At 40.2% G+C, this 26,403-nt stretch carries 29 protein-coding genes; 2 read left to right on the top strand and 27 right to left on the bottom strand.

The features are described from left to right. Positions 1 to 205: 205 nt before the first annotated feature. The 6 genes from CFS04_RS07185 to rpmG all read right to left on the bottom strand — a co-directional run bounded on the left by CFS04_RS07185 (position 206) and on the right by rpmG (position 4,975). Positions 206 to 1,303 (bottom strand): hypothetical protein, encoded by a 1,098-nt coding sequence (locus CFS04_RS07185; RefSeq protein WP_088809927.1) that lies wholly within the window; start codon positions 1,301 to 1,303, stop codon positions 206 to 208. Positions 1,304 to 1,389: 86 nt separating this feature from the next. Continuing rightward, positions 1,390 to 2,361: an ROK family glucokinase gene (locus CFS04_RS07180; RefSeq protein ID WP_088809926.1), complete on the bottom strand. Its 972-nt coding sequence runs from the start codon at positions 2,359 to 2,361 to the stop codon at positions 1,390 to 1,392. A 16-nt stretch (positions 2,362 to 2,377) separates the two neighbouring features. Further along, complete coding sequence (locus CFS04_RS07175) at positions 2,378 to 2,584, bottom strand: YqgQ family protein (protein WP_088809925.1); 207 nt, start codon at positions 2,582 to 2,584, stop codon at positions 2,378 to 2,380. Beyond that, complete coding sequence (locus CFS04_RS07170) at positions 2,581 to 4,131, bottom strand: rhomboid family intramembrane serine protease (protein ID WP_088809924.1); 1,551 nt, start codon at positions 4,129 to 4,131, stop codon at positions 2,581 to 2,583. Before CFS04_RS07170 ends, CFS04_RS07175 begins: the two co-directional genes overlap by 4 nt. Positions 4,132 to 4,229: 98 nt before the next feature. Next, positions 4,230 to 4,775, bottom strand: a complete 546-nt coding sequence (locus tag CFS04_RS07165) for a 5-formyltetrahydrofolate cyclo-ligase (RefSeq protein ID WP_244169943.1) — start codon at positions 4,773 to 4,775, stop codon at positions 4,230 to 4,232. Between the two features lie 50 nt (positions 4,776 to 4,825). Further along, positions 4,826 to 4,975, bottom strand: coding sequence for a 50S ribosomal protein L33 (gene rpmG, locus CFS04_RS07160; protein WP_003719608.1), 150 nt, complete (start codon positions 4,973 to 4,975; stop codon positions 4,826 to 4,828). A gap of 193 nt (positions 4,976 to 5,168) precedes the next feature. Here rpmG and CFS04_RS07155 point away from each other — a divergent pair, with 193 nt between their 5' ends. Together CFS04_RS07155 and CFS04_RS07150 are read left to right on the top strand one after the other, a co-directional pair. Continuing rightward, positions 5,169 to 5,567 carry a hypothetical protein gene (locus CFS04_RS07155; protein WP_088809923.1) on the top strand — a complete coding sequence of 133 codons (399 nt, stop codon included), beginning with the start codon at positions 5,169 to 5,171 and terminating at the stop codon, positions 5,565 to 5,567. A gap of 28 nt (positions 5,568 to 5,595) precedes the next feature. Further along, positions 5,596 to 6,069, top strand: coding sequence for an endolytic transglycosylase MltG (locus CFS04_RS07150; RefSeq protein ID WP_088809922.1), 474 nt, complete (start codon positions 5,596 to 5,598; stop codon positions 6,067 to 6,069). Between the two features lie 34 nt (positions 6,070 to 6,103). On the opposite strand, the gene pnp is transcribed toward CFS04_RS07150, so the two are convergent. From pnp to CFS04_RS07045, 21 genes are all read right to left on the bottom strand, one after another. Beyond that, a complete protein-coding gene (gene pnp / locus CFS04_RS07145) occupies positions 6,104 to 8,278 on the bottom strand; it encodes a polyribonucleotide nucleotidyltransferase (RefSeq protein WP_088809921.1) in 2,175 nt (724 codons plus the stop codon). A gap of 226 nt (positions 8,279 to 8,504) precedes the next feature. Continuing rightward, positions 8,505 to 8,774 (bottom strand): 30S ribosomal protein S15, encoded by a 270-nt coding sequence (gene rpsO / locus CFS04_RS07140; protein WP_003719603.1) that lies wholly within the window; start codon positions 8,772 to 8,774, stop codon positions 8,505 to 8,507. A 126-nt stretch (positions 8,775 to 8,900) separates the two neighbouring features. Beyond that, positions 8,901 to 9,845, bottom strand: a complete 945-nt coding sequence (locus tag CFS04_RS07135; protein WP_088809920.1) for a bifunctional riboflavin kinase/FAD synthetase — start codon at positions 9,843 to 9,845, stop codon at positions 8,901 to 8,903. A 67-nt stretch (positions 9,846 to 9,912) separates the two neighbouring features. Further along, the gene (gene truB, locus CFS04_RS07130) at positions 9,913 to 10,833 is read right to left on the bottom strand and encodes a tRNA pseudouridine(55) synthase TruB (RefSeq protein WP_088809919.1); all 921 of its coding nucleotides are present in this window, start codon (positions 10,831 to 10,833) and stop codon (positions 9,913 to 9,915) included. A 52-nt stretch (positions 10,834 to 10,885) separates the two neighbouring features. Beyond that, positions 10,886 to 11,230, bottom strand: a complete 345-nt coding sequence (gene rbfA, locus CFS04_RS07125; RefSeq protein WP_088809918.1) for a 30S ribosome-binding factor RbfA — start codon at positions 11,228 to 11,230, stop codon at positions 10,886 to 10,888. 10 nt (positions 11,231 to 11,240) lie between these two features. Further along, complete coding sequence (locus tag CFS04_RS07120; RefSeq protein ID WP_369821475.1) at positions 11,241 to 11,519, bottom strand: DUF503 domain-containing protein; 279 nt, start codon at positions 11,517 to 11,519, stop codon at positions 11,241 to 11,243. Further along, the gene (gene infB, locus CFS04_RS07115; RefSeq protein WP_088809916.1) at positions 11,519 to 13,831 is read right to left on the bottom strand and encodes a translation initiation factor IF-2; all 2,313 of its coding nucleotides are present in this window, start codon (positions 13,829 to 13,831) and stop codon (positions 11,519 to 11,521) included. The genes CFS04_RS07120 and infB overlap by 1 nt, the downstream gene beginning before the upstream one ends. A gap of 22 nt (positions 13,832 to 13,853) precedes the next feature. Further along, on the bottom strand, positions 13,854 to 14,153 hold the full coding sequence (locus CFS04_RS07110; protein ID WP_088809915.1) for a YlxQ family RNA-binding protein: 300 nt from the start codon (positions 14,151 to 14,153) through the stop codon (positions 13,854 to 13,856). Then, complete coding sequence (rnpM, locus tag CFS04_RS07105) at positions 14,146 to 14,430, bottom strand: RNase P modulator RnpM (protein ID WP_088809914.1); 285 nt, start codon at positions 14,428 to 14,430, stop codon at positions 14,146 to 14,148. The genes CFS04_RS07110 and rnpM overlap by 8 nt, the downstream gene beginning before the upstream one ends. A gap of 14 nt (positions 14,431 to 14,444) precedes the next feature. Continuing rightward, positions 14,445 to 15,551 carry a transcription termination factor NusA gene (gene nusA / locus CFS04_RS07100; RefSeq protein ID WP_088809913.1) on the bottom strand — a complete coding sequence of 369 codons (1,107 nt, stop codon included), beginning with the start codon at positions 15,549 to 15,551 and terminating at the stop codon, positions 14,445 to 14,447. Between the two features lie 24 nt (positions 15,552 to 15,575). Next, complete coding sequence (gene rimP, locus CFS04_RS07095; RefSeq protein WP_088809912.1) at positions 15,576 to 16,043, bottom strand: ribosome maturation factor RimP; 468 nt, start codon at positions 16,041 to 16,043, stop codon at positions 15,576 to 15,578. Between the two features lie 145 nt (positions 16,044 to 16,188). Next, positions 16,189 to 16,965, bottom strand: a complete 777-nt coding sequence (locus tag CFS04_RS07090; protein ID WP_088809911.1) for an alpha/beta hydrolase family protein — start codon at positions 16,963 to 16,965, stop codon at positions 16,189 to 16,191. 96 nt (positions 16,966 to 17,061) lie between these two features. After that, complete coding sequence (locus CFS04_RS07085) at positions 17,062 to 17,772, bottom strand: hypothetical protein (protein WP_159457887.1); 711 nt, start codon at positions 17,770 to 17,772, stop codon at positions 17,062 to 17,064. Next, positions 17,756 to 19,333, bottom strand: coding sequence for a T7SS effector LXG polymorphic toxin (locus CFS04_RS07080; protein WP_088809909.1), 1,578 nt, complete (start codon positions 19,331 to 19,333; stop codon positions 17,756 to 17,758). The genes CFS04_RS07085 and CFS04_RS07080 overlap by 17 nt, the downstream gene beginning before the upstream one ends. Positions 19,334 to 19,342: 9 nt before the next feature. Beyond that, positions 19,343 to 19,618, bottom strand: coding sequence for a hypothetical protein (locus CFS04_RS07075; protein ID WP_088809908.1), 276 nt, complete (start codon positions 19,616 to 19,618; stop codon positions 19,343 to 19,345). Next, the gene (locus CFS04_RS07070) at positions 19,611 to 19,973 is read right to left on the bottom strand and encodes a hypothetical protein (protein ID WP_088809907.1); all 363 of its coding nucleotides are present in this window, start codon (positions 19,971 to 19,973) and stop codon (positions 19,611 to 19,613) included. Before CFS04_RS07070 ends, CFS04_RS07075 begins: the two co-directional genes overlap by 8 nt. 172 nt (positions 19,974 to 20,145) lie before the next feature. Then, positions 20,146 to 22,059, bottom strand: a complete 1,914-nt coding sequence (gene iolD, locus CFS04_RS07065) for a 3D-(3,5/4)-trihydroxycyclohexane-1,2-dione acylhydrolase (decyclizing) (RefSeq protein ID WP_088809906.1) — start codon at positions 22,057 to 22,059, stop codon at positions 20,146 to 20,148. Between the two features lie 20 nt (positions 22,060 to 22,079). Then, positions 22,080 to 23,057, bottom strand: a complete 978-nt coding sequence (gene iolC, locus CFS04_RS07060) for a 5-dehydro-2-deoxygluconokinase (RefSeq protein ID WP_088809905.1) — start codon at positions 23,055 to 23,057, stop codon at positions 22,080 to 22,082. Between the two features lie 13 nt (positions 23,058 to 23,070). Then, on the bottom strand, positions 23,071 to 23,892 hold the full coding sequence (gene iolB, locus CFS04_RS07055; protein ID WP_088809904.1) for a 5-deoxy-glucuronate isomerase: 822 nt from the start codon (positions 23,890 to 23,892) through the stop codon (positions 23,071 to 23,073). A 14-nt stretch (positions 23,893 to 23,906) separates the two neighbouring features. After that, entirely contained in the window at positions 23,907 to 25,367 is a 1,461-nt protein-coding gene (locus CFS04_RS07050) for a CoA-acylating methylmalonate-semialdehyde dehydrogenase (RefSeq protein ID WP_088809903.1), read from the bottom strand. A gap of 200 nt (positions 25,368 to 25,567) precedes the next feature. Beyond that, on the bottom strand, positions 25,568 to 26,392 hold the full coding sequence (locus tag CFS04_RS07045) for an SMI1/KNR4 family protein (protein WP_088809902.1): 825 nt from the start codon (positions 26,390 to 26,392) through the stop codon (positions 25,568 to 25,570). Between the last annotated feature and the right edge of the window lie 11 nt (positions 26,393 to 26,403).

The following is a 26,403-nucleotide window of genomic DNA, read 5'->3' as shown; positions in this document are numbered from 1 at the left end:
TCCCGATTACTCTATTTATCCTTTTCATTAGTTTTCTTATTTTAACAAGTGTTATTACTCTCTTTAATCGCCAAATGGAATTCGAACAGCGGTGGCAGAACTATTACATGGAGCAAATAAAACAAACCAGCAGATAGCTGAAAACCAATTTACTTCATTATATACAAAATGACACACTGTCTACTTTTTAACAGACAGTGTGCCATTAATAAATTCGTTCAGAAGACGAAACTAAGTTTGAAATTTTCCCATCTTTAGTGGAAATAAGTTGTTCAAACTGATAGCCGTATAAAACTTTTTGGCCATCTGGTGAACTAACAATTGGTTTATTATCCATGAGTTCTACGATAACACGATGTGATTTCTCTTCTGGATTAATCAATACAAGACGATATTCATTACCTTGTGGACTTATTTTTTTACTTTCATACGGTTCAAACGTCAGGAATGTTTTGGCCGTAAAATTTTTGTCGAAATACGGAATAAAGGTTCCTAATTCATCGTATTCTCTAGGCATCTCATATTTATAAATGGTTTGAAATCCTATTGTTCGAAAATCATACATGACTTTTGATGGGTCATCAGGTCGTTCAGTTGTAAGAAGCATATTGTGGCTTACCGCAAATTGCAAAATATTGGCCACGATAAGACTTTCTGGTTCTTGTTCTCTAGTATCTTCCAAATACAAATTACCGAGTTCAATCCCAGGTTCTTTCCGGTTTACTACATACAAATTATCACTATACCAACTGACAAACTGCGATGTAGTTGTCACTTTTGAAATTTCACTCGTTTCTGTATCAATAACATTTACTGTATAAGCAAAATTTTGATCAAAGAGAACCATCATTATTTTGTTTATCGAATCCGGATTCCAATAAAAATTGGCAGATAATGGTTCCATCTCTTTACTCATAAGAGTACTACCATCTGATGTCGAATGAACAGATAAATTCACTTTATTGTTTTTTTGAATAGCATACACGAGAAACTGAGAACCATCTGGACTTAATTGCACATCAGAAATTAAGCTGTCTACAGCTAATATTGGTTTTTCTTTTCCTGTATAAATATTGTAGTTGACGAAGTTTGTGCTTTTTCCTTGTTGGGCTTGCACTAAGACACTATCATTATTTAGCCAACCGACAATGCGAACAAACTTCTGCTTACTTGTTTGAAATGGCTTGACAACCATATGCTCATCTTTCTTCGCATCTTTCTGCTTAGGAGGAGAGCAGCCAAATGAAATAGAAGTGATTACGACAACGAACACAACTAGGATAAGTACTTGTTTTTTCTTCATCTCAAGCCTCCAATCTGTTTATCTATCCATAAAAATACCCTTTTTAGAATAAGCTAAAACTAGATTAGATGGCGCTTTTTTAATTATTACGCTTCCTCATTTGGGAGCGCTAACCATGCAGCTCCAATAACGCCTGCATCATTGCCTTTTGTAGCAATTGAAATTTTAGTTGATTCCCTAACTGCTGGAAATACCATTGTTTCAAAATAAGCAATAACTGGTTTTAATAAAGCATCACCAGCAGCTGAAACACCTCCACCGATAATAATCTTCTCAGGATTTAACATATTACCAATATGGCTAAGTGCTAAAGCTAAATAGAATGAAATTTTATCGACAACAAGTTTAGCTAGCTCATCATTTTCTTTTTCAAAATCAAAAACAAGTTTAGCTGTTACTTCTTCATCATTTATAATCGCATCACGGAGTTTAGACTTACCTAAAAAGTCTTTTGCTAAGTCTTTCGCAACCCGTACGATACCTGTTGCAGAAGCGATTGTTTCTAGGCACCCTTTCTTACCACATGTACAATCATAACCGTTTTCAGGCACGACCGTAACATGACCAATTTCGCCAGCTGCGCCTCTTACGCCATGAAGAATTTTGCCTTCAGCAAAGATTCCGCCGCCAACGCCTGTACCTAATGTGACGAATACTACATTTGCACCGCCTTCACCAGCACCTTTCCAGCGTTCACCAAGTGCTGCAACGTTTGCATCATTATCTAAGTGAACTTTTAATCCAGTTATACGACCCAGATCTTCTGACACATTTTGTTCTTCTACCCAGTTCAAATTATAAGCGCCTTTTACAGTTCCCTTTTCAGAGTTTACAGCGCCTGGAGTTCCCATACCGATGCCATAGAATTCATCGCTTTTAACTTGAAGCTCAGCCAATTTTTGATTTAAGCTATTCCCAATATCTTGAACAATGTTTGAGCCGTTGTCTTCGATGTTCGTTTTAATTGTCCATTTCTCAGTAATATCGCCTTCTTTGTTTAAAAGCGCAATTTTTGCTGTTGTTCCGCCTAAATCAATACCAATTAACTTTTTGTCCATGTCCCTTATTCTCCTTTTATTTACTATTTTTCTTCTGTTCTTTTATTAACTCTTGTTTTAGAATACCTCGCGCTTTAGCATATAGCTCTCTATCTAAAATTTGGTGTTTAAAAAGTTCTGTCAGTTCATGCTCCATCATTTCGATATCATACTCGCGTTTGCCAAGATAAACAATAATGCCATACTTTTTTAATAGCTGTGCTACATCGTAAACAGAATTCATAGTGCTCCCTCTAACTGGTTAGAATTTTTTAATTGATTATAGAAATCTAAAAAGAACTTTTCATCAGATAAATCTTTAGCTATTTCAGCTTCTTTTAAAGCATTTTCTCGGTCGCCTTTATGCAAATAGGTCACTGCTAAAATATAATGAGCTTGCGGAATTTCTGGATTCAGTAGAATGGCTTCTCTAGCAGCTGCTTCTGCTTTTGAATAGTGCCTGTTTTGTAAAGCTTCTGTGGCCATAAGGGTATAGCTATATTCATCAGCACTTCTTGTTTCTACTAAATAATCAAGTATTTTATTGGCTTCTTTATGATTTCCTTCTTGAAAATAAGATTGGGCTACACTATTACTAATAGCAGGATTCTGCACTTCACCAGCTTTATCAAATCCCATGACTAGAAATAGAATGGCTAGCGTAACAAAGCCAATTCCGTAAAAAAGTCGCCGCCAGTGAAAATATTGTAGTGGTAAAGATAATGCTCCTGCTAAAAAGAATCCTCCTACAAGGCCACCCACATGTCCAGCCAAATCAATTCCAGTTGCAAAAATATCGATGACTAAATTTACTGCAACCAATGCCGCAATACTAGAACCTATTGTTTTAGCATAAAGATGTGGTTTTAAAACAACTAAGTAGAGCAACGCGCCAAATAGAGCAAAAACAGCTGTACTCGAGCCAACAGCCACATTATTGTTTAACGCAAAGCTTGCGATATTTCCAGCAATTCCGCCGATGAGAAGAATTGTGGCGTAGCGCCATTTCCCATAAATTTTCTCTGCCCATGGACCAACTATATAGAGCATGAGGCAATTTGCTGCGATATGCATGAGTCCGGTATGCAAGAAAATAGGTGTAATTAGACGCCACCATTCGCCTTGATAAATTAGCGGGTTAAACTTAGCACCATATTCAACTAAAGTAAAGGTACTAAGCGACATATCTTTAAAAAACACCCAAAGAAAGTACGCGATTTGCATCGCAATGAAGGTATACGTAATATAAGGTTTTTCTTTTCTTGCTGTTTGTTGTTCTTCAGTTACTTTTTTGGTGATATAGTTGATAACGGTTTGCCGCTCCAATGCGACACGTGCTTCTGTCATTTCACCTTCTACAGAGAAAGTTCCTTGTTGAATCCCAAGTTCATTTTCTAACTCTCGTAACTTTTGTTCAGTATGTTCTGTTGAAATTAAAAAGTTTTGGAGTGAAATTTTATCATTTTTACCTGTTATTATTTTTTCAAATACAGGTTTGTCCCCCACAGGCTCAAAAGGACTGATGTAAATGTTCACGAGTGAAAGCTTTAATCTACCCATTTGTTTACGAAGATTTTCGGCCACGTTAAAGACATGGGTCACGTCGCGCTCCACTACACTTGCCCATCCTAATTCTCGCATTTGAATACGAATGACTGGGCGATCCTTTTTATTTGGATTATCTAACCATAGTTCTTGTTTTTCTTCATGTAAATGAATGAGTCGATAGTTTTCTTGCCCTAAAAAGTAGTTCGTTAACAGCCAGAAAACATAATTTTCTTGGAGGCTCAAAAAATTCCCTGCTTTCTCTCTAAAAATACAGATTACATTTACTACTATACGCAAAAAAATAGGCGTTGTAAACAAATCCTAAATATAATTCTTAACGATTAAATAACCAAAATTTTCCCAACTGGTATATCATGTCTTTCTGGTTGTAAATCGCTACTTATTTGTTCGCTAAAGCAAAGTGAAATTGTTTGATTAGGATAGTTTTCGAGATAGCGGTCATAAAAGCCACCGCCAAAACCAATACGGTATCCAACATCGTTATAAACTACGCCCGGAACTAACAGTAGATCAATTTTTTCTTTTTGCACAATGGTTGCCTTTTCACTCGGCTCTTTAAGTCCTAGTTTTTTCTCGATTAACTGGTCACCACTTTGATACTCGCGAAATTGCATTTTATTACCTGGATAGATAGTTTCAGGAATGACAATTGTTTTTCGTTCTTGAAAGGCTTTTTCTATGATACATGTTGTATCTACTTCTGGAAATCTTGAGATTGTTACGCCAACAATCATTGCTTGTTGCCATTCGGTTGTGTCAAAAAGTTGATTGGCTAATTTTTCTGATTTCTCGCGATGCTTTTCTTTATTCATCTGATTGAGTTGTTGCAAAACGTTTTGACGTAAGTCATTTTTATTCATTGGCATAAGGAAACCTCCCTTTTAAATAAAAAAAGCAACAGGGGAAATCCTGCTGCTTACTTTGTTTCGCGGTGTAAAGTTACACGACGCAATCTTGGACAATATTTTTTTAGTTCAATACGTTCAGGATTTTCACGTTTATTTTTAGTCGTAATGTAGTTACGATCGCCACACTCCGTGCATTCTAAAGTAATATTTACGCGCATTGTTTTCCCTCCAACTCTATTCAGAAAAATTATTTATAGACCTGTATTATAATATCATTTTTAGGCTGATTCTGCAAGGTTACATGTGATTTTCTTTTTATTTTCTTTACAAATCTTAAAAGGCATGGTCTTTTAGTAAGCTTTATGTTATAAATAAAGGTAGAGTTTTAGTGAAAAGAGGTGTTACTACATAATGACCGCAATCATAATAATTCTTCTTGTTGCTGCTATTGTCCTGTTCATTGTGTCTTTCCTGAAAAAGGGAAATACAGAACAGACAGAAAGCGAATTTGAAGAAGTTGCGTCGCAGCTGATGCATGAAAATTATCAGCTTAAAAAGCGTGTGTCTGCTCTTGAGAAAGCTATGCAGACTACTGAAACTAAAGAAGCGACTGAAGAAGTGAAAGAAGAAACAACTGAGATGATAGCTGAAGAATCCTCTTCTACTCCAAGTCCTAAAATGCAATCTCTATTAAAAAAACAAGTTATCACTCTTTATACATCGGGGATTGCAACTGATGAAATCGTGGAACAATCATCTCTTCCGAAAGAAGAAGTTGAACAAATCATAGAAGAATATTTGGAACATTGATTCCAACTGGCAAGAAAGGAGTAAATCGTTGAAAAATAATTTACGCATGATTGCTCTAGGTCTACTCATTTCTGCTGTTGTCCTTTTTGTTTATTCAGAGTTTTTCTCTTCAGAAACCGATGCAGCAACAAAGGAACCAACAACGAAACAAGCAGCTGGAAATAGTAATACTTGGAAGCAAAAATATGAGAAACTTTTAGCTGAGCAAGAACTTGAAAAAAATGAAGTCGCCGAAAAAGAACGTCAAGAAGCTGAAAAGAAAGCGGCTGAAGAAAAGAAAAAAAATGAAGAAAAAAAATATACAGTAGTCGTTTCAAAAGGTGAACCTACTTCTCAAGTAAGTGAAGACTTGAAAAATAATGGTATTATTGCCAATGCACAAGACTTCGACAAGTATTTGAAACAAAATAATTATGAGAAATACGTTCGTGATGGTAAATATGAAGTCACAAATAAAATGACTTTTGATCAACTCGCGAAAAAATTAACTCATCAAGATTAAAAAAACCCAAAGTGCCAAAGCACTTTGGTTTTTTTTATTTGGACTCGTCTTTTTTGAAACGAGGTTTGCGTGGACGGTCTTTTTTCTCTTGCGCTTTTTTCTCATCGTAGCCTTCTGGCTTTTCAAGAAGTACTTTGCGAGATAGATTGACGCGACCTTGATGATCGACTTCAATAACTTTGACAGTGACTTCATCGCCAAGTTTTAGAACATCTTCTACTTTACCAACGCGCTCGTAAGCAAGCTCAGAAATATGCACAAGCCCGTCTGTTCCTTTGAATAGCTCAACAAAGGCACCGAATTTTTCGATACGACGAACTTTTCCTGTATAAATCTCGCCAACTTGAACTTCACGAACGATATCTTCAATAATGGCCATTGCTTTTTTGTTCATCGCTTCGTCTTGAGAAGCAACATAAACTGTACCATCTTGTTCAATATCAATTTTCACGCCAGTTTCTTCAATAATTTGATTGATTTGTTTTCCGCCAGGTCCGATAACATCTTTGATTTTATCTGGCTTAATTGTCATGGTCACAATTTTTGGTGCATAAAGAGAGAGCTCAGTACGTGGTGCACTAATTGTGCTCATTAGGTGTTCCAAAATGTGCAGACGGCCTTCTTTTGCTTGTGCAAGAGCTTCTTCTAAAATTTGGCGGCTCAAACCATCGATTTTAATATCCATTTGAAGTGCTGTAATTCCTTCGCTTGTCCCAGCAACTTTAAAGTCCATATCGCCGAAATGGTCTTCCATGCCTTGAATATCCGAAAGAATTGTGTAGTCATCGCCTAATTTCACGAGTCCCATTGCAATCCCAGCTACAGGTGCTTTAATTGGTACACCAGCATCCATCAAAGCGAGTGTCGAGCCACAAATACTTGCTTGCGAACTTGATCCATTGGATTCTAGAACTTCAGATACAAGACGAATTGTATACGGGAAGTCTTCTTCAGATGGGATAATATATTGAAGCGCACGCTCACCTAACGCTCCGTGTCCAATTTCCCGGCGACCAGGCGCACGGCGTGGACCAGTTTCGCCTACACTGAATTGCGGGAAGTTATAATGGTGCATAAAGCGTTTGTATTCTTCAGCGCCTAATCCATCAATGATTTGATGCTCACGAAGAGGAGCTAGCGTACAAATACTTAGCGCTTGCGTTTGACCACGCGTAAATAAACCAGAGCCATGCACACGTGGAAGAAGGCCAGTTTCAGAGGATAACGGACGAATTTCGTTTACTTTACGGCCATCTGGACGAATTTTTTCTTGCGAGATAAGACGACGCATTTCATCTTTCTCAATTATTTCTAAAATATGTGCGACTTCTGCAAGAACAGCTTCTTCATCTTCAAGTTCTTTTGCTTTATAGCCTTCTAAAATTTCTTCTTTTACTTCTTCAATCGCAGCTTCGCGTGCTTTTTTCTCTTCTGTTTGAATTGCTGCTTTCATTTTCGCTTCACTTAAACTCTTCACTTCTTCTTCAAGTTCTGGATCTGTTACGAAAAGTTCAATTTCGCGTTTTTCTTTTCCAACGGCTTTAATGATTTCTTGCTGGAATTCACATAAGCGCTTGATTTCCTCATGACCAAACATAATTGCTTCAAGCATCGCTTCTTCGGATACTTCTTTGGCGCCTGCTTCAACCATGTTAATCGCTTCATGTGTTCCCGCAACGGTTAATGAAATATCGCTTTTTTCAGCTTCTTCAATTGTTGGATTGATGATGAATTTGCCATCAACGCGTCCAACATCAACACCTGCAATTGGGCCGTCAAACGGAATGTCTGAAATGCAAAGCGAGATGGAAGAACCTAGCATTGCCGCCATTTCTGGTGAACAGTCTTGATCGACACTGAATACAGTTGACGTAATTTGTACTTCGTTACGGAATCCTTCAGCGAATAACGGACGAATTGGACGGTCAATTAGGCGTGCTGTTAGTGTTGCGCGGTCACTTGGACGTCCTTCACGTTTTAAAAATCCTCCGGGCACTTTACCAACAGAGTACATTTTCTCTTCATAGTTTACCGTAAGAGGGAAAAAATCTCCTGGTCTTGGTTTTTTTGATCCAACTGTTGCTGTTAGAACAACTGTATCGCCGTAGCGCACAAGTGCTGCGCCGCTAGCTTGTTTTGCTAATTGTCCTACTTCGATTTGTAATTTTTTGCCTGCGAGCTCTGTCTGAAATACTTGTTTTTCCGACATAAATCATTCTCCTTTTTTAGAGAACGTTTTCCTTTACCATGCATAAGAATGCTTCATGCACACCCCGAATGCGGGGCACGCATAAATCCAAAAACCTACCATAAAAGTGAGATAGCGTCCTTTTTAGCACGTTTTTGGATTCATGCGATAAATAAAAAATCGTTCTCTTTTTTCTTAATAAAAAAGCGGGAGACAAAATCGTTCCCCGCTTTTCTTGGTTTCGTTATTATCTACGTAAACCTAAACGTTTAATAAGTTCGCGGTAACGTTGAACATCTTTTTTACGTAGGTAAGTAAGTAGGTTACGACGGTGACCTACCATTTTCATTAGACCTCTGTAAGAATGATGATCTTTTTTGTGTACACGAACATGCTCATTTAAGCTGTTGATTTCTGCAGTTAGTACAGCAATTTGTACTTCCGGAGAACCTGTATCCGTATCATGAACACGGTATTCAGCAATGATTTCGTTTTTACGTTCTTGAGTTAAAGCCATTTAACTCCACCTCCTAAATTTTCTAATCCCCACTTACTGAGCAATGCGCCGGTGACTCGCAAATAGCCAAGTAAAGGTTCTTGTCGTACAGATTTAAAGATACACTAATTTGGGAATAAAATCAAGTTAAATCAAACTTTCTCCCTCAAAATAACGACGGGTGTTCTCTTCGTCTTTTTTTAGCTGCTCGATTAAGCCTTCCATGCCATTGAACTTCATTTCCGGTCTAAAGAAATGGAACCATTCAATTTCGGCGCTTTCACCATAAATTTCCCGATCAAAATCCAAAATGTACACTTCAATGGAAAGCTCTTGGTCAGTTTTAAAGGTAACATTGTAGCCAATGCTTGCCATGCCCAAATAGCTTTCGCCGTTTACGATGAACTTCACGGCATAAATTCCGAGTTTTGGAATAAGGTAGTCGCCGTCAATGCGCATATTAGCCGTTGGGAAGCCTAACGTGCGTCCACGCTTGTCGCCATGAATGACTGTGCCGCGCACTTTATACGGGTAGCCTAAAAGTTCATTCGCCTCATCTAATTCGCCACTTTCGATGTAGTTGCGAATGTTCGTTGAGCTAATTTTAGCATTGAACGCTTCTTGCTTATCGACAATTATGACGTCAAAACGCCCTTTTGCATATTCTGGTAGCTCACTCATTTTACCGGCGCCTTTTTTGCCGTAAGAGTAGTCGAAGCCAGCCACGACATGTTTGGCATGAAGACCAACTAAATATTGTTCGACAAATTCTTCTTTTGACAATTCGGAGAAAGCAGTCGTAAAACGCACCACGTATAAAATATCAACGCCAAGTGCAGCTATTTTTTCTTCCTTTTCCTCCAAAGGGGTTAAATATTTTACTTTCTTACGCATTTTGCTAAGCACAACAGATGGGTGCGGGTCAAAAGTGAGGACTGCGCACTGCTCATTGTTTGCCACAGCGATTTCTTTTGCGCGCAAAATGACTTCCTGATGTCCGCGATGAACACCGTCAAAAAAGCCTAGCGCAATAGTTTTCGGCTGTAAATCCGAATTTAACGTATTAGGGTGATGTATAAAAATAGTTTCCATGAAATCTCCTTTTCACTCGTAACATTTCCTACATATCATATCTATTTTTCACCTTTTTGGCAAAAAATTAGTTTAGCGGACCATCTCTTAATTCGATGACTTTTTCAGGTTTTAAAAGCTGCGTTTTCGTCGGGTGTGGTTTGTAGATGGCGACCAATTTGCCGTTTCGCATCATCGCAAATAAATTCCCGCTAGGCGCACCAAAAAGCGCCGTCTCAAGCACAACACCGTTCAATACTTTTTTGTACAGCGTGTCATCTAATTCGAGCTGTGGCATATTAAAAATGCCTTTTTCGAGTGGCTGAAGGAAGTCAAAATTGCCACTATTGACTTGTTTTTCGATTTCCCCCAAAGTCAGGCAGTCTGCTTTTTCAAAAAAGCCGCTTTTTGTGCGTTCAAGAGTAGCCATATGCGCCGGCAAACCAAATTGTTCGCCAATCATCACGGCTAGCGTACGAATATACGTCCCTTTCCCGCAAGCAATGCGGATTTGGAACGTCGGATTCGCGGCCGTCAGCTCGCCTGAATCTAGTCGCTCAAGCGCATAAATTTGCACGGTGCGTTTTGGTCGTTCCACGGTTTGCCCAGCACGTGCGTATTCGTAGAGTTTTTTGCCGTTTACTTTTACAGCAGAATACATTGGCGGAACTTGTTCGATTTCGCCTGTCAATTTATCTAAAACCGCAACTAGTTTTTCCTCCGAAATCGCCGTTTGAAGGTCTTTTTTTGAAACGACTTCGCCTGTTGCGTCTTCTGTCGTCGTACTTGTGCCGAGCGTGACTGTCGCAACGTATTCTTTTCCTTCACTTGTTATGTATTCGGCAAGCTTTGTCGCCCGGCCAACACAAATCGGCAGTACTCCTTCAACTTCTGGATCGAGCGTTCCGGTGTGCCCAACTTTTTTTGTTCCTAAAATTTTGCGCAGTTTAAACACACAATCATGGCTCGTCATGCCACGCTCTTTAAATAGCGGAATAATTCCGTCCATTAAAAAATCCTCCTTTCACAAAAAGAGAGGCAAACAGCGCCCCTCTAGAAAGTTATTCACCTTTATTTAAATCTCTTAAAAGTTCATCGATACGATTGCCGTATTCTAGCGAGCTATCCATTTCAAACAGCAGCTCTGGAACTTTTCGCAGGCGCATCCGGTTGCCAATTTCAGAACGAATAAAGCCGTGTGCCTTTTCAAGCGCAAGAAGCGTATCTTCACGCTCTTTTTCATTCCCTAAAATCGAAATAAATACCGTCGCTTGCTGCAAATCGCCTGTCACTTCCACATCAGTAATCGTGATAAAGCCAAGACGAGGATCTTTTAATTTTCGGTTTAAAATGTCGCCGAGTTCTTTCTTCATTTGCTCCGCAACACGATTTGCTCTCAAACTCATTTTGTTCACCTCATAACCATTCAATGTCCGTCAAAAGGCGCTCCCATTCGGGGAAGGAGTCTAGAAAGCGTAACACTTCCTGACCTTCCTTCTCCGTTTGAACTCGCGAACTTCCGACAATCACAAAACCAATTTCCGTGCGCTGCCACTTATCTAGGAAGCCTATTTCAGCCATAGACACATTAAATTTCTGGCGGGCGCGCATTAAAACACGTTGTAATACGGCACGCTTTTCTTTTAAATTTTGGGCTTCATAAATGTGAAATGTAAGAGCGGCACTGTAAATGATCATTTTCTTTCGATTTCTTCCATAATGAATGCTTCAATCACATCGTCTTCTTTAATATCATTAAAGTTTTCAATAGTAATCCCACATTCAAAGCCTTTAGCTACTTCTTTTGCATCATCTTTAAAGCGTTTCAGCGTAGAAAGTGTGCCTTCAAATACAACGATACCATCGCGGATTAAGCGGACTCCGCTATCGCGTGTAATCTTACCATCTGTCACATAACAGCCGGCAATTGTACCAATTTTAGATACGTTGAATGTTTGGCGAACTTGCGCTTGTCCAATGATTTTTTCTTCAAATTCAGGATCAAGCATTCCTTTCATCGCTGCTTCAATTTCTTCAATCGCTTTGTAAATAACGCGGTGTAAGCGAATATCTACGCCTTCATTTTCCGCACCTTCACGTGCTTGAGCAGTTGGACGAACGTTAAATCCAATCACAATGGCATTTGAAGCAGCCGCGAGGGTAATATCCGACTCGTTAATAGCCCCTACTGCTGTATGAATGATTTTAACGTTAACGCCTTCCACTTCAATTTTACGAAGTGATGCTGCGAGCGCCTCAACAGAACCTTGAACGTCTGCTTTAATAATGACGTTAACTTCTTTCATTTCGCCGGCTTTCATATGTTCAAACAAGTTGTCTAAGCTGACGCGATTTGTTGCTGAACGTTGCTCTTGGAGTGCTTTCGATGCACGAGTTTCCCCGACGCTACGAGCTGTTTTTTCGTCTTCAAAGACTACGAAACGATCGCCCGCTTGTGGCACACCATTTAAACCAGTAATTTCAACTGGTGTACTTGGTCCAACTTTTTTCACACGACGTCCTAAATCATTCACCATCGCCCGAACACGTCCAAACGTATTTCCGACAACAATTGGATCGCCGATATTTAACGTTCCATCTTGAACAAGCAGTGTTGCCACTGATCCGCGGCCTTTATCAAGTTCCGCTTCGACAACTGTACCAATTGCACGGCGTTCAGGATTCGCTTTTAGTTCCTCTACCTCAGATACAAGTAAAATCATATCTAATAGGTTATCTAAACCTTCACCAAACTTCGCTGAAATCGGCGCAAAAATCGTATCGCCACCCCAATCTTCTGGAATAAGCTCATACTCTGTTAATTCTTGCATGACGCGATCAGGATTCGCTTGTGGTTTATCAATCTTATTTACAGCAACGATAATTGGCATACCAGCAGCTTTCGCATGGTTGATTGCCTCAATCGTTTGTGGCATAACGCCATCATCAGCAGCCACAACAAGAATCGTAATATCCGTAATTTGGGCACCACGCGCACGCATCGCAGTGAAAGCCGCGTGACCAGGCGTATCTAAGAACGTGATTTTCTTCCCGCGCACATCAAGCTGATAAGCCCCGATATGTTGCGTAATCCCGCCTGCTTCACCAAGCGTCACTTTCGTATTGCGCAAGGAGTCAAGAAGCGTTGTTTTCCCGTGGTCAACGTGTCCCATAATTGTAACAACAGGAGGACGTTCTTTTAATAGTCCAGCGTCTTCTTCAACTGCATTTTCAAAGTAAACATCTAAATCCGTAATATCCACTTTAATTTCTTCTTCTACTTCAACACCGTACTCAGAACAAATAAGTTCAATAGCATCTTTGTCTAAAGATTGGTTAATTGTGGCAACTACGCCAAGTAAGAAGAGTTTTTTGATAATTTCTGATGGTTCACGATATAGCTTTTTCGCCAATTCGCCAACCGTCAAAGATTCGCTGAAAACAATTTTTTCTGGAAGCTCTTTTGGTTTCGGCGGAGTTGGTGGTGTCGTGCTGAAATTTGTTTTCCCTTTGCGCTTCGTATTTTTACCGCTACGATTTTGCTGATTAAATCCACCGCGTTGGTTATTGTTTTTCCCACCGCGATTTTGATTATTATTTTTACCGCCTTGATTGTTGTTTCTATTGCCACCCGAATTACTGTTTTGATTATTCGAACGGTTCGCATTTTGCACAGTTTGAGTCCCACGACTCGCTTGACCTTGCGTTTTATTTTGCGTATTTGTTTGCGGTTTTTCCGCACGATTTTGATTCGTTGGTTTTTTGTTTCCTTGACTATTCAGTTTGTTTGGCTCCCTACTTGTCCCTGTGCTCTGCTTCGTTTCTTTCGTATCTTTTACAGGCTGATTTTTTTTCGAAAAAGATTCGTCGAGTTGTCTAAGTGCATTATCGTTAATCGTCGACATATGATTGGCGACCTCTACACCTAACCCACGTAACTTTTCAATAACATCTTTGCTAGACAACTGCTGTTTTTTTGCGTACTCATATACACGAATTTTACTCATGCCGTACACCTCCATTAGGTAATCAACCGAGGAGTTCTTTTAGTTTTTTTGCAAATCCAGCATCAAGTACTGCAATAATTGCTCGTGACTCTTTCCCGATGGCACCCCCTAGTTCATCTCTTGTGCCAGCTTGTTTTATAGCCACTTCATAGTACTCACATTTATCATGGATTTTTTTCGCTGTTCTCTCTGAAATATCTTCTGCGATAATGACTAATTTCGCCTTTCCGCTTCGAACAGCTTTCAAAACTAATTCTTCTCCGGTCGTTAATTTCTTCGCTCGATTTGCAAGTCCGAGAAGTGCAAGTGCTTTATCATTCATGATTTGCATCCTCTACCGCTTTTAAGTATGAAATAAGTTCATCATAAAAACTTTCCTGCTCATCTATTTTAAGACCTCTAAAAAGCGCATTTTTTTGCTTGGCGCGCTCTGCAACTGTAACATCTTTTTTAATATAAAAACCACGTCCAGGCGCTTTACCAGTAGGATCAATCGTTAGCGTGCCTTCTTTCGAATACGCGATTCTAAGAAGCTCTCCTTTAGGCAGACGCTCCCCTGTAACCATACATTTCCTAAGTGGAATTTTTTTGTTACGCATTTTGGTTTCTCCTTTTATTCTTCATCGTCAGAAACTGGTAATTCTTCTTCCAAAATTGGTGCACCTTCGCGCGGATAGATACCCATTTCACGCGCGACACTTTCGCTCTTAATATCGATTTTCCAACCAGTCAGTTTTGCCGCAAGACGCGCGTTTTGACCGCGTTTACCGATAGCAAGTGAAAGTTGATAATCCGGTACGACAACCGTTGTCGCTTGCTCTTCTTCGTCCACAATAACATCTAACACTTTTGACGGACTGAGCGCGCTAGCGACAAATGTGAACGGGTCATCTGACCATTCCACAATATCGATTTTCTCACCCTTCAATTCATTTACAATCGTTTGCACACGTGCACCTTTAGGGCCAACACATGCACCAACAGGATCCACTTCTGGATTCGATGTGTACACCGAGATTTTCGAACGATCGCCCGCTTCACGTGCGACAGATTTAATTTCTACAATGCCATCATAAATTTCTGGAACTTCCATCTCAAAAAGACGTTTTAATAATCCAGGATGCGTTCTTGAAACAAAGATTTGCGGACCTTTTGTTGTTTTTTCAACTTTCGTTAAATAAACTTTAATGCGGTCATGCGCACGGTATGTTTCATTTGGCATTTGCTCATTTTGAGATAAAATCGCTTCAATTTTACCTAAGTTTACATAAATAAATCGTGAATCTTGACGCTCGACAATCCCCGTCATAATATCATCTTCGCGGTCGATAAATTCATCGTAAATAATACCGCGTTCAGCTTCGCGAACTCGTTGCGTCACGACTTGTTTTGCCGTTTGTGCTGCAATTCGGCCGAAGTCTTTTGGTGTTACTTCAAGCTCCACAACATCCCCTGTTTTATAAACCGGATTTACTTTGTGTGCTTCTTCAAGCGAAATTTCAAGGCGCGAATCAAACACTTGATCCACAACATCTTTTCTTGCAAAAACGCGAATCGAACCATTTTCTAAGTTTAGTTCCACCCGAACGTTTTGGGCTTGGTTAAAGTTTCGTTTGTAGGCGGATACCAGTGCGGCTTCAATCGCCTCCACAATGACATCACGCGAAATTCCTTTATCATGTTCTAACACATGAAGAGCGTCTAGTAGTTCTGAGCTCATTTTTTGCTCACTCCTTATTTAATTTTAAAATTTAATGGCTAGTCTTGCTTTGGCAACTTTGTCTTTTGGAATCACACAAATAATTTGGCGTGTTTTATCCATAATTTCTACCGTTAACGTGCTTCCATCATATGCAGTTAGCGTGCCTTCCCACATTTTACGACCTTCAATTTGCTCGTAAGATGTGACATGTACGTAAGCCCCTACAGCATTTTCAAAATCAGCTTCTTTTTTAAGCGGGCGTTCTGCACCTGGTGATGATACTTCTAAAAAGTAGTTTTCAGAAATCGGATCAGCTTCGTCTAGCTTTTCGCTAACGCGTTCACTAATTACGGCGCAATCATCGATATCAATGCCACCTTCTTTATCAGCAAAGATACGTAAAAACCAATTTTTCCCTTCTTTTTCAAAAGCTAAATCGACAAGTTCAAAGCCGAGCTCTTCCGTAATAGGCTTTACGATGGACTCTACTTGGTCTAGGACTTTACTCATTTCAGCCTCCTTCTAGATTCTCGCTCGCTTGCTTTTCGCAAAACGAAAGAGTGGGCAAATGCCCACTCTTAGCTGAGTTATCGTAGTATTTCATAAGTAATCATATCACAAACGGCGCAATTAAGCAAATTTACGGGTTTTTTCCTTATTTTGTAAAAGAAAAAAATTGCAACGCCTTTTGAATTTGCGAATCCCAGTAATCCCACGTATGACTACCTGGGCCTTCCTCGTATGTTAACGGCAAGTTCGTTTCCGTTGTTACAAATTTACGGAAATTTTGATTATGCGCATATAAAAAATCTTCCGTCCCGCACGCCTGGTACAGTCTTGGCGATTCCCCAGACACATTTTTCGCCAGCGCGAACAAATCGTTTTCACTTCCAACAAAGTCCGCCGCCGTTCCAAACGTATTATTTTTCTCCCGAGCTGCTTCTCCTGAAACCTCTTTTAAATAACTTTCCATGTCTAAAGCACCTGAAAAACTAGCTGCAGCAGCGTACCGCTCCGGAAAATGGAGTGCTAATTTCATCGCTCCGTAACCGCCCATGGAGAGCCCCGCAACAAACGTTTCATTTCGCGCACTGCTAATTGGAAAGTAATGTTGCACTAGACTTGGCACTTCGTTTGCTATGTAGTCAAAATAGTTCTCGCCGGTTTTCGTATTCGTGTAAAATCCCCGATACCCATTTGGCATGACGACAACAATTCCAAGTTCAGCGACATAGCGCTCAAGCGCCGTCCGACGAGTCCACGTGCTATCATCGTCAGAAAGTCCATGTAATAAATACAAAACGGGATAAGCCTCCTGTTTTTTAGCTCCTGCCATCCCAATTCGATTTTTTCCAACTTCAGGAAGGAGCACCGTCATTGAAGTCGAAATCCCGAGCACCTCTGAAAAAAACTCACATTTTACTTTCGCCATTTTTTATCACCTCTATGTGCAGTATACCTAAAATGAAAAGGTCTGCCTAGTGAAATAGATGCAGTCATTAGATAACTCATAAACTTTCATTTCAAGTTATGTATTCTTTGAATTGCTATTAGATTTATCTTTCTTATTTTTAGAATGAAAGAAGAAATAATAAAACGCTGTGTTAAGAATGATGCCTACGATTACTAATACATAGGTAATCAATCTCGTTCTAGCTAACCAATTTTCAGTTATTTTTGTAAGTAAAGACTTATAAGATTCCTGCCCGTTCCGAACTTGCTGTACAACATGACTTGTTTCTATATCCAAAGATTGCTCCATTTTTTCATTCGTAACATACTTGCCACCAACTGCTGAGATTTCGTAGACTTCCTCACTTCCATCAATTATTGGAACACTCACATAAATAACATTTAATGGTTCAATTGTTGTGCGCGCAACTAAATTATTTTCCAAAGAAACAGTAAACGGTATTAGTTTACTTAAATCTTCAAAATTTTTAGTGCGAAAAGTATGAAAATCATCTTTTTTATTTTCCACTTGTGCAGATAAACTAAACTGTTTAGTAGTGAGTTTATTTCGACCACTTTCAACATTAAATTCAAAGGAAATTTGAGAATCAATTTCTCTCCATTCATCATTGAATTTTGTTTGTAGAAAATATTGTGTTCGTTCTTTCTCAGTTGCATGTTCGAGCCACAATATATTCCTAACTGGTATTGATAAAATCCATACCACTACTCCAATTAAAAATATCCAACAAAATATTTTAATGCCTAATCTATTCTTTCTCTTCATACTCCACCCACTCATTATTTTCATTTCTTAAATTCAGCATAAATTGAAGCGATATACTAAAATGTTCCTCCAAACCTTCTTCTCCTTCCAGTAGATAGGTAAACGGAAGGTCAGTTTGTACGTAGTTCATTGTATGGTCTTTAAATTGATTTTCTAAAATTTTATGACCTTCTTCAACAGAACCATTACCAATATTAGATAGAAATTCTATCGATCTATTCCGTTCTCCAGAATTAATATCAGCATAATAAGTATTTATAATTTCCAGACCATCAGTAGGATTATTTTTCATTGTAAAAGCTAAATTAACAGCATCTAAATCGGCTTTATAATCATCGTTACTCATACTCGGATCTGCTCCAAATACGCCAAATATATCACCCGCATATCCCGCATTATCTTCTGCTGAGAAAACACCATTTTCAAAACCACTGTATGCACTTGCTCCCCATTTCAATGAATCTGAATGAAGTTGTGCGGCAAGCGTAACAGACATATGAGCAAAATCACCAGTATTTTTATACTGATTATATATTTTGTTGTAGCGTGCTTTATCCTCAGGGGACAATGCATCATAATCTAAATCAAAAATTGCTTCCACATAATTTGCTGGACTATTCCATGCACAAGCATTATGTTGATTAATAATTGCTTTTTCTAGAGTACTAAATTCTTCTTCATTGATACCTAAGGCAAGTAGTTTCTTTTTTAGTTCTTCATTATTTAATGTCCCCGAAACAATTCCCCATGCTTCAACACCGTATTTCTCAGTATCACCATAAAAGAAAGACCCCATGTAAGCAAAAAAAAGTTTAAAAGTTTCTTCCTCATTAATTGATTGACTACGTAAAGACTCATATACTTTATACATAATCTCAGATTCTTCCTCGCTGAATCCAAATTGAGCTTGCATAGTCAATAAAAATTCTGCTTCTATATCATTAAAAACTATTGTCCCTTTTTGATAAGTCGTTGGAGTAATTGTTTGATTTCCAACTTTAGTTAGCATGTTGGCAAGTTCTTCTTGTAGAACTTCCACATTTCTAAACTTTCTGTTCCACTTTATATCAAAGTCTGCCAATTTCGCTTCAACCAAAGTGATTTCTCGCAGAACATCATAATGCAATTGCTCAAGTTGACCTAAATTCGCAGATTCAATCGGAACAAATTCATTCACTTCATCAATGAGTTGATTTAATTCCCGATATACGTGCATCTCCTCTTGCATCATTTGTTCTAATTCGCGCTTATATTCATGCTTGATAGCTGGTATATCAACAATACCATATCTCCCAAACTGGGCCTCAGCATCTGCCATATATTTTTGCAATGTCGCTATCATGAGTTTGTTAATTTCTAGTGTCTTTTGTTGAACTGGTTTATACACTTCTTCTAAGTATGCCCGACTTGCATCTGCTGTTTTCCCCTCAAAACTATCCTTTGTTTCTATAATAAATGTGTCGGTAGCCTGCAAGGCGTCGTTTAAACTCGTTTGTTCCTCATTCAAGTCAGCTATTGTTTCTTGTACATGATCCCGTAATGCTTGTACATCTATCCTCATAGGTTATTTTCACCCCGTAATTTCAATATTGTCTAGTAGACTTTTGTCCAGCTGAACAAATTCAGCACAGTTCTCTTCCATATCTTTTGTTGTATCTGTTCCAAACTGCTGGACTTGGTCAAGTTGCGTTGTTCTTATACGCAAAATAGCGTCCATCCTTTTACAACTCTCCAATTGGTTTTTCCGCATAGGTATCGTTGTTTTCTTGATTAATATCGTTTGTTTAGCTGAGAACTGCTGGGTACTTTGCAAAAGGTTAGCTTCATTTAATTTTATGCTAGACATTCTTTGCCTCCTCCAGTCGCTTTAAATTGGCATAGTGTTGGACATTATTTTTATACTCTGCCATATGCCCGTTTCCTAACTCGATTTCTTTTTGAATTCCCCATATCATAGTTTCCACTCGCGACACTTGGCTAGAATAATAATGCTTGTTTTGATTCATCATTTGACTAATAGTATTTGAAGAGCTATCCCGCCAAAAATCCTCCGCTAAAGAATGACTTCGGATTTGAAGCTGATTTATTTGCCCTTCTTTTTCTTTAGTTTGGTTTAGAAAAGATTCTAGCCGTTGTTGCCTGGTCTGTTGTTTAGAAAGCATTTGTTTGCAATATGTGATTTCTTCGTCATATTTTGACATGGTGCCACCTTCCTTTGTTTATTATCTCACAATTTGATTATATACAATTTTATACCGCGTGACAATAAAACAAAAAGAATAGAGGCAATATGTTCCTCTATTCCTAAAATATATTATAGAATTAATAGTTTTGTTTTATCCACAACCTGTATTGTAATAATAAGAACTTTTATTAAAACAACCGCGCATTCTTCAACATTTCCTGCTTGTCTTTATAGGCTTTTTGAATGCTTTCTTTTCCAGAAACTTCGGAGACGCCAACGTTCCACCAGCCTAAATAGCCGTCGGACATGGTTTTTGGGAGGACTTTCATTTCGATGAGCGTTGTACGTGTTTGCTTTTTCGCATCTAAGAGCGCTTGCGTAAGCTCTTTTTTGTTGTTCGCCCGATATATTTTTGCCCCGTAGCCTTCTGCAATTTTTGCATAGTCGACATTCAAAATCCGGTCATTTTCATCCCGAAATTCGCAGTAAAAGCTTTTGCTCCCGTTTGCCATTTGTAGGTTGTTGATACAGCCGAAACCAGAATTGTCGAACAGCATAATGTTGAGCTTATGGCCGTACTGGAGAGATGTTAGAAGCTCTGAGTGAAGCATGTTGAAGCTGCCATCTCCCACCATGGCGTAAACTTCTTGCTCCGGCGCCGCGATTTTCGCCCCAAGCGCCCCATTAATCTCGTAGCCCATGCACGAGTAGCCGTATTCAAGGTGATACGTTTCTGGCACCTCTGTGTTCCACAAACGGTGCAAATCGCCAGGCAGCGAACCAGCCGAAGTGAGCGCAATGCTGTTTGCATCTACCACCTCATTAATCGTGAGCAGTGCTTCTGTTTGGGTAAATTCTGTGTTCAAAGCATCGGCATATTCGTTTAATGTTGCGGTCGCAAATTGATTTTTGATTTCGGGTTCAAAATTCTCACGCGTAAACTTCACATTTGCCAGACGTTCACGCTCTTTGTCCCACTCTTCTTGTAAAATTTGCAGTTCATCCCCGTAAGACGTGAGATAACCTTCTAGGCGCGGCTGTAGCGCGGTAAGCGCCGTTTTAGCATCCCCTACCACTTGAAACGCATCAAATTTATACGCTTGTTGCCGACTCACATTAATATTCAAAAATTTCGTTTGCGCTTGAAAGGCTGTTTTTGAACTGGTGATAAAATCCGTGTAGCGCGTGCCAACGCCAATGACGAGGTCGGCCGACTGCACGATTTTATTCGCCGCAAGCGTACCTAGAATGCCGCTGCCACCCAAATTGTTCGCAAATGTACTTTCCACCGTCGATTTCCCGGCGTGCGTTTCCACTAGTGGAATGTTATGCCGCTCTGAAAGCGCGATTAATGCCTCACGTGCGCCAGAATAGCGCGCCCCGCCGCCCACAATGATGACCGGGCGCTCACTCGCTGTAATTAAATCCGCCGCACCAATTAATTCGCGTTCAGTCGGTATTCTGCGATTCATGTGGTGAATTCGCTTTTTGAAAAATTCAACCGGATAATCATACGCTTCACCCTCTGTATCTTGCGCAATGCAAATTGTTGCGGGGCCTGCGGTTTCAGGGTCGGTCATCACTTCAAACGCGCGGATAAGCGCGCTCATGATTTGTTCTGGGCGCTCAATTCGATCCCAGTAGCGCGAAACCGGGCGGAGCGCATCATTTGTTGTCACATCGGCACTGTACGCATGTTCAAGTTGCTGTAACACAGGATCAGGCTGGCGTGTGGCAAATGTATCCGCCGGCAAGAAGAGCACCGGAATATTGTTCGCAAGTGCTGTTCCAGCCGCCGTCACGAAATTGGCGCTCCCTGGGCCAGCTGATGCAGTACAGGCGAAAATTTTCTTACGGTTGTTCTGTTTCGCAAAACCAATCGCGGCGTGCGCCATGCCTTGCTCGTTTTTCCCCTGATAAATCTTTAAATGTCCCTGGTGCTCTTCAAGCGCTTGGCCGATGCCGACCACATTTCCGTGACCAAAAATCGCGAAAATGCCTTCCACAAATGGCGTCACTTCACCGTCAATTTCAATATATTGCTCATTCAAAAACTTCACTAATGCTTGTGCCGTCGTCAACCGAATTTTTTCATTTGGCATAAGGCGCACCTCCAGTTTTACTATTTTTGCGCTTCAATCAGCGCTTCAATTTCATGCGAAGTCGGCATCGCATCTGAAGAACTATGCTTACTAATTACAATCGAGGCCGATGCACTCCCGTATTTTAGTGCCGTTTCCACCCCTTTATTTGTGAATAAAGCATAGAGAAAAGCAGATGCATACGAGTCGCCCGCTCCAAATGTTTTCAAGACGTTCGTTTTGTACACCCCAGCTCGGAAAACCTCGCCTGCCTTCGTATATGCGTTTGAACCACTTGCGCCGTGTTTAATCACAACAAGCTTCGCATGGTGGGAAAATAGATGCTTCGTCGTCACCTCATTCGCACCGCCTGAACGCCCTTCCATCACATCATATTCATCGCGCGTTCCAATGACAATATCAGCCTGTTCGGCAACAAGCGAATAATAAATCGCGGTTTCTTCTTCCGAAACCCAAGTGTACGGGCGGTAATCTAGTTCAAACGCGACAAGGCAATCGTTTTTTCGTGCAAGCTGAATCGCTTTTAAAATAGCCTCACGAGATGGACTTTTGGCGAGTGCCGTTCCAGATACGAGCAAAAGGCGTGCCGAGCTTAAATATGCTTCATCGATTTCGTTTGGCTGCAAATATAAATCCGCCACATTATCGCGGTACATTAAAATACTACATTCGTCGGGGCTTTTGATTTCCGTGAAGGCAAGCCCAACTTTATGCCCTTCCGTATCCACGACCATGCCGTCCGTATTTACACCAACTTGTTTCATATAGCCTTCAATAAAACGACCATGTTGGTCATCTGGAATTTTCCCAATGAATCCAGCACAGAGGCCCAATTTGGAAGCACCAATGGCAATATTTGCAGGACTTCCACCTACATATTTAGAAAAAGTCATCGTTTCTTCCATCGGGCGATTATACTCCACCGCATTTAAGTCAATGCATGCGCGGCCAATGGCGATAATATCAAATTTTCGTTCTTTATGTGTATTTAAATCCATTTTTAGTCCTCCTCTATTTGCGGTCCAGTATCCAAGCGTGTGCCGGGTCATTATGGAATTTCCAAATCCGCTCTGGTCCTGCCATCACATTCAAATAATAAGACGTATAACCGTCTGGTACGCCAACCGGGTGATAGCCAGCAGGCACCAGTACCATATCGCGATTTTCCACCGTCATCGTTTCATCAATCGACCGGTCATCTGTATACACACGCTGGAACACAAAGCCTTGCGCTGGATTCATTTCATGATAATAACTTTCTTCCAAAAAAGATTCCGCTGGCAAATTATTTTGATCATGTTTATGCGGTGGATAACTCGAAAAGTTGCCGCCTTCTGTGTATACTTCCACTACTAAAACGCTATCCGCCACGTCAGAATCATCCGGCAAAATATTATGCACCAAACGCCTATTTTGATATTTTCCACGCGCTTCAATCGTATTACTACTTGCGGGAATAAAACGCACAGGCAAAGCCTTTTCAGTTGGTGAATAGCAAAGTGCCACGCGCGCCATTTCCGATTCGCCAGCAATTTCAAACCGCTGACCGCGTCCCACATACACACTATCGGTTGGAATTTTTTCAAAAACAGATTTTCGCGTCCCAATCTGTTCAAAAATCTCATTTTCAGTGCGTACTGTGATTTTTCCGGTTAAAGCAACGATACAAACTTCCATATCTGCCAAAGTTTCCCCGTACGTTGCCCCTTTTTTGACATCAAGCATCATAAAAGCCACATAGTGCAGCGGCGCATTGTCCTCCGTCACGCGGTGCACACAAGTAATCCCTTCCTTTAAAAGCTCGTTTTGCGGTTTTCTTAAAAGTTTTGCCATGTTCACTTTGCCTCCTAGTAACCTTTTTGTGAATAACGCGCCGTTACTACTTTTTTATGCGTGAAGAAATCTACGCTATCTTTTCCATTCGCATGCAAAGTCCCATAAAATGATGACTTCCAACCAGAGAATGGGAAGAAGGCCATTGGAGCTGGCACACCCAAATTAACGCCAAGCATGCCCGCATCAATATTTTCACGGAAGTAGCGCACCGCTTTCGCACTATCTGTAAATAAGCAAGCCCCATTAGCAAACTCCGATTGATTCGCAATCTCAACCGCTTCCTGTAAATTTTTCACCCGAATGATGGATAAAACGGGCGCAAAAATTTCATCTTTCCAAATAGTCATATCCGTTGTCACGTCTTCAAAAATGGTTGGGCCAACAAAGTAGCCGTTTGCTGGTACTTTTTCGCGTCCATCAACAACCAATTTTGCGCCTTCTGCAACTCCCTTTTCAATATACGAAAGCGTTCTTTCTTTGTTCTCCTCGCGAATGACTGGCCCTAAAAAGACGCCATCATCGAGGCCGTTGCCAATTTTTATTTCCGACGCTCTCTGTTTTAGAGCTTCGACAAACTCATCATAAATGCCATCTTCAACGGTCGCCACCGCGCACGCCATGCAACGTTCGCCAGCAGAGCCAAAAGCCGCCGCAATGACGTTTGTCACCGTATCCTGAAGGTCCGCATCATTCAGTACGATGGTATGGTTTTTAGCCCCCGTAAGAGCTTGAACGCGTTTTAAATGAGCGCTTCCTGTTTGGTAGACATATTCCCCAACGGGCTTCGAGCCAACAAACGAAACCGCTTTAATCGTTTCATTTTCCAAAATACCATTTACGACATCATGCGCCCCGTATACAATGTTTAGCACGCCATCTGGCAGTCCTGCTTCGGCAAATAAATTGGCCAATTTTTCCATTAACAGTGGGGTGCGTTCTGATGGTTTTAAAATGAAGCTGTTGCCAAGCGAGATGGCCATCGGGAACATCCAGCAAGGTACCATCATGGGGAAATTAAATGGTGCAATGCCGCCGCAGACGCCAATTGGATAACGATAATTTACAGCTTCCACGTCTGTCGCGATGCTTGCAAGCGAATCCCCCATCATAAGTGACGGCGTACCAGCTGCAAATTCAACGTTTTCAATGCCACGTCCGACTTCGCCAAGTGCTTCGGACAAATTTTTCCCATTTTCCATCGTAATTAATTTAGCCAGTTCTTGTTTATTTTTTTGTAGCAATTGTTGAAAGTTGAATAAAATCCTTGCACGCCTAGGAACCGCCACTTTACTCCATTTTAGAAAAGCCGCTTGCGCAATTTGTGCGGCGCTATCTAATTCCGCGCGCGTCGAAATCGGCACTTGGCAAATGACTTCTCCAGTTGCCGGATTGATAACGTTTTCAAAATTATCCGTGCTACTCTCTATCCATTTTCCGCCGATAAAGTTTTTCATTTTTCTTACCTCTGTCATATAAGACGCCTCCACTCATTTAACTTACTCCACAAATTGTCATATTTTGATTACATCTTCATAATAGTAGTTTGATTTCAAACGTTCAACATGCCTTATGATTTTATTTGTCAGCACAGATGACAATAGTTTGGACTATGAATGCGCACAAAAATAGACGCCAAGCTTCGAATGGAAACTTGGCGCCTTTAGTAACATTTTTAGTACACTTCGCTATATAAGCCTGTAATAAATGCCTCAAAATTTTTTGCTAAAAAAGTGATTTTATAATCCGCTTCTTGATCAACATGAACAACAGTCGGCTCACCTTCAGAACCACATGCACGGTAATCAAGAAAAACCATATCATGCCCAGCTGATGGGCAATCACAAATGCTTACACCAATTTTAGGATAGCCCCAAATTGATTCCCAGAATTCAGTGGAAAATTCCCCACATAAAGAAGAAGTGGCCTGTTTTCCTATCCCCATAATGCCTGTAATGGCAATAGAATCTTCTGACCAAGAAGTTGCTTCATTTGTAGGAAAAGAATCTTTGCACGGTATGCCGCCGTTTTGTGCATGGCGCATGAGGTAAATATATGAAGCAGGCAACTTAAATCCAAGCTCCGCCTCAATCTCTTGAATAATTTCATCAGTCGGGTAAGCATCTTGGTATTCATCGCCATAGCTAGTATTGAAAAAAGTTTTTAAATCCAGCCCTTTGAAAAATTTTCCTTCTTCTTCAAAATACTTTTTAAAAATTTGCTGTAATTCATTGGCTTTTTCCAATTCGACATTTAGTGAGTCATCAAAATCTCCCCGTTCAAGTTGCAAAACTTCTGTCAAATTGTTCGCCATCTCAGAAAATCGTTCGCCCCGCTTATATGAAATGTCTGCTAAAACAATTGTTGCCCTGACAAACACTTCTTGATTTCCTTCATTTTTTGCAGTGGGAATAATGTTATCTAACGTTTTTATCGCTTCTAATTCTTTACCTTTATCCAAATAATAAAGCACTTTACATAGCTGTTTAGCTAAATCCATTTGTTTTCCCC

It is taken from the genome of Listeria sp. ILCC796, from assembly GCF_900186175.1.
GTDB classification, from domain to species: domain Bacteria; phylum Bacillota; class Bacilli; order Lactobacillales; family Listeriaceae; genus Listeria; species Listeria goaensis.
This window is presented reverse-complemented; position numbering and strand designations above follow the sequence as displayed.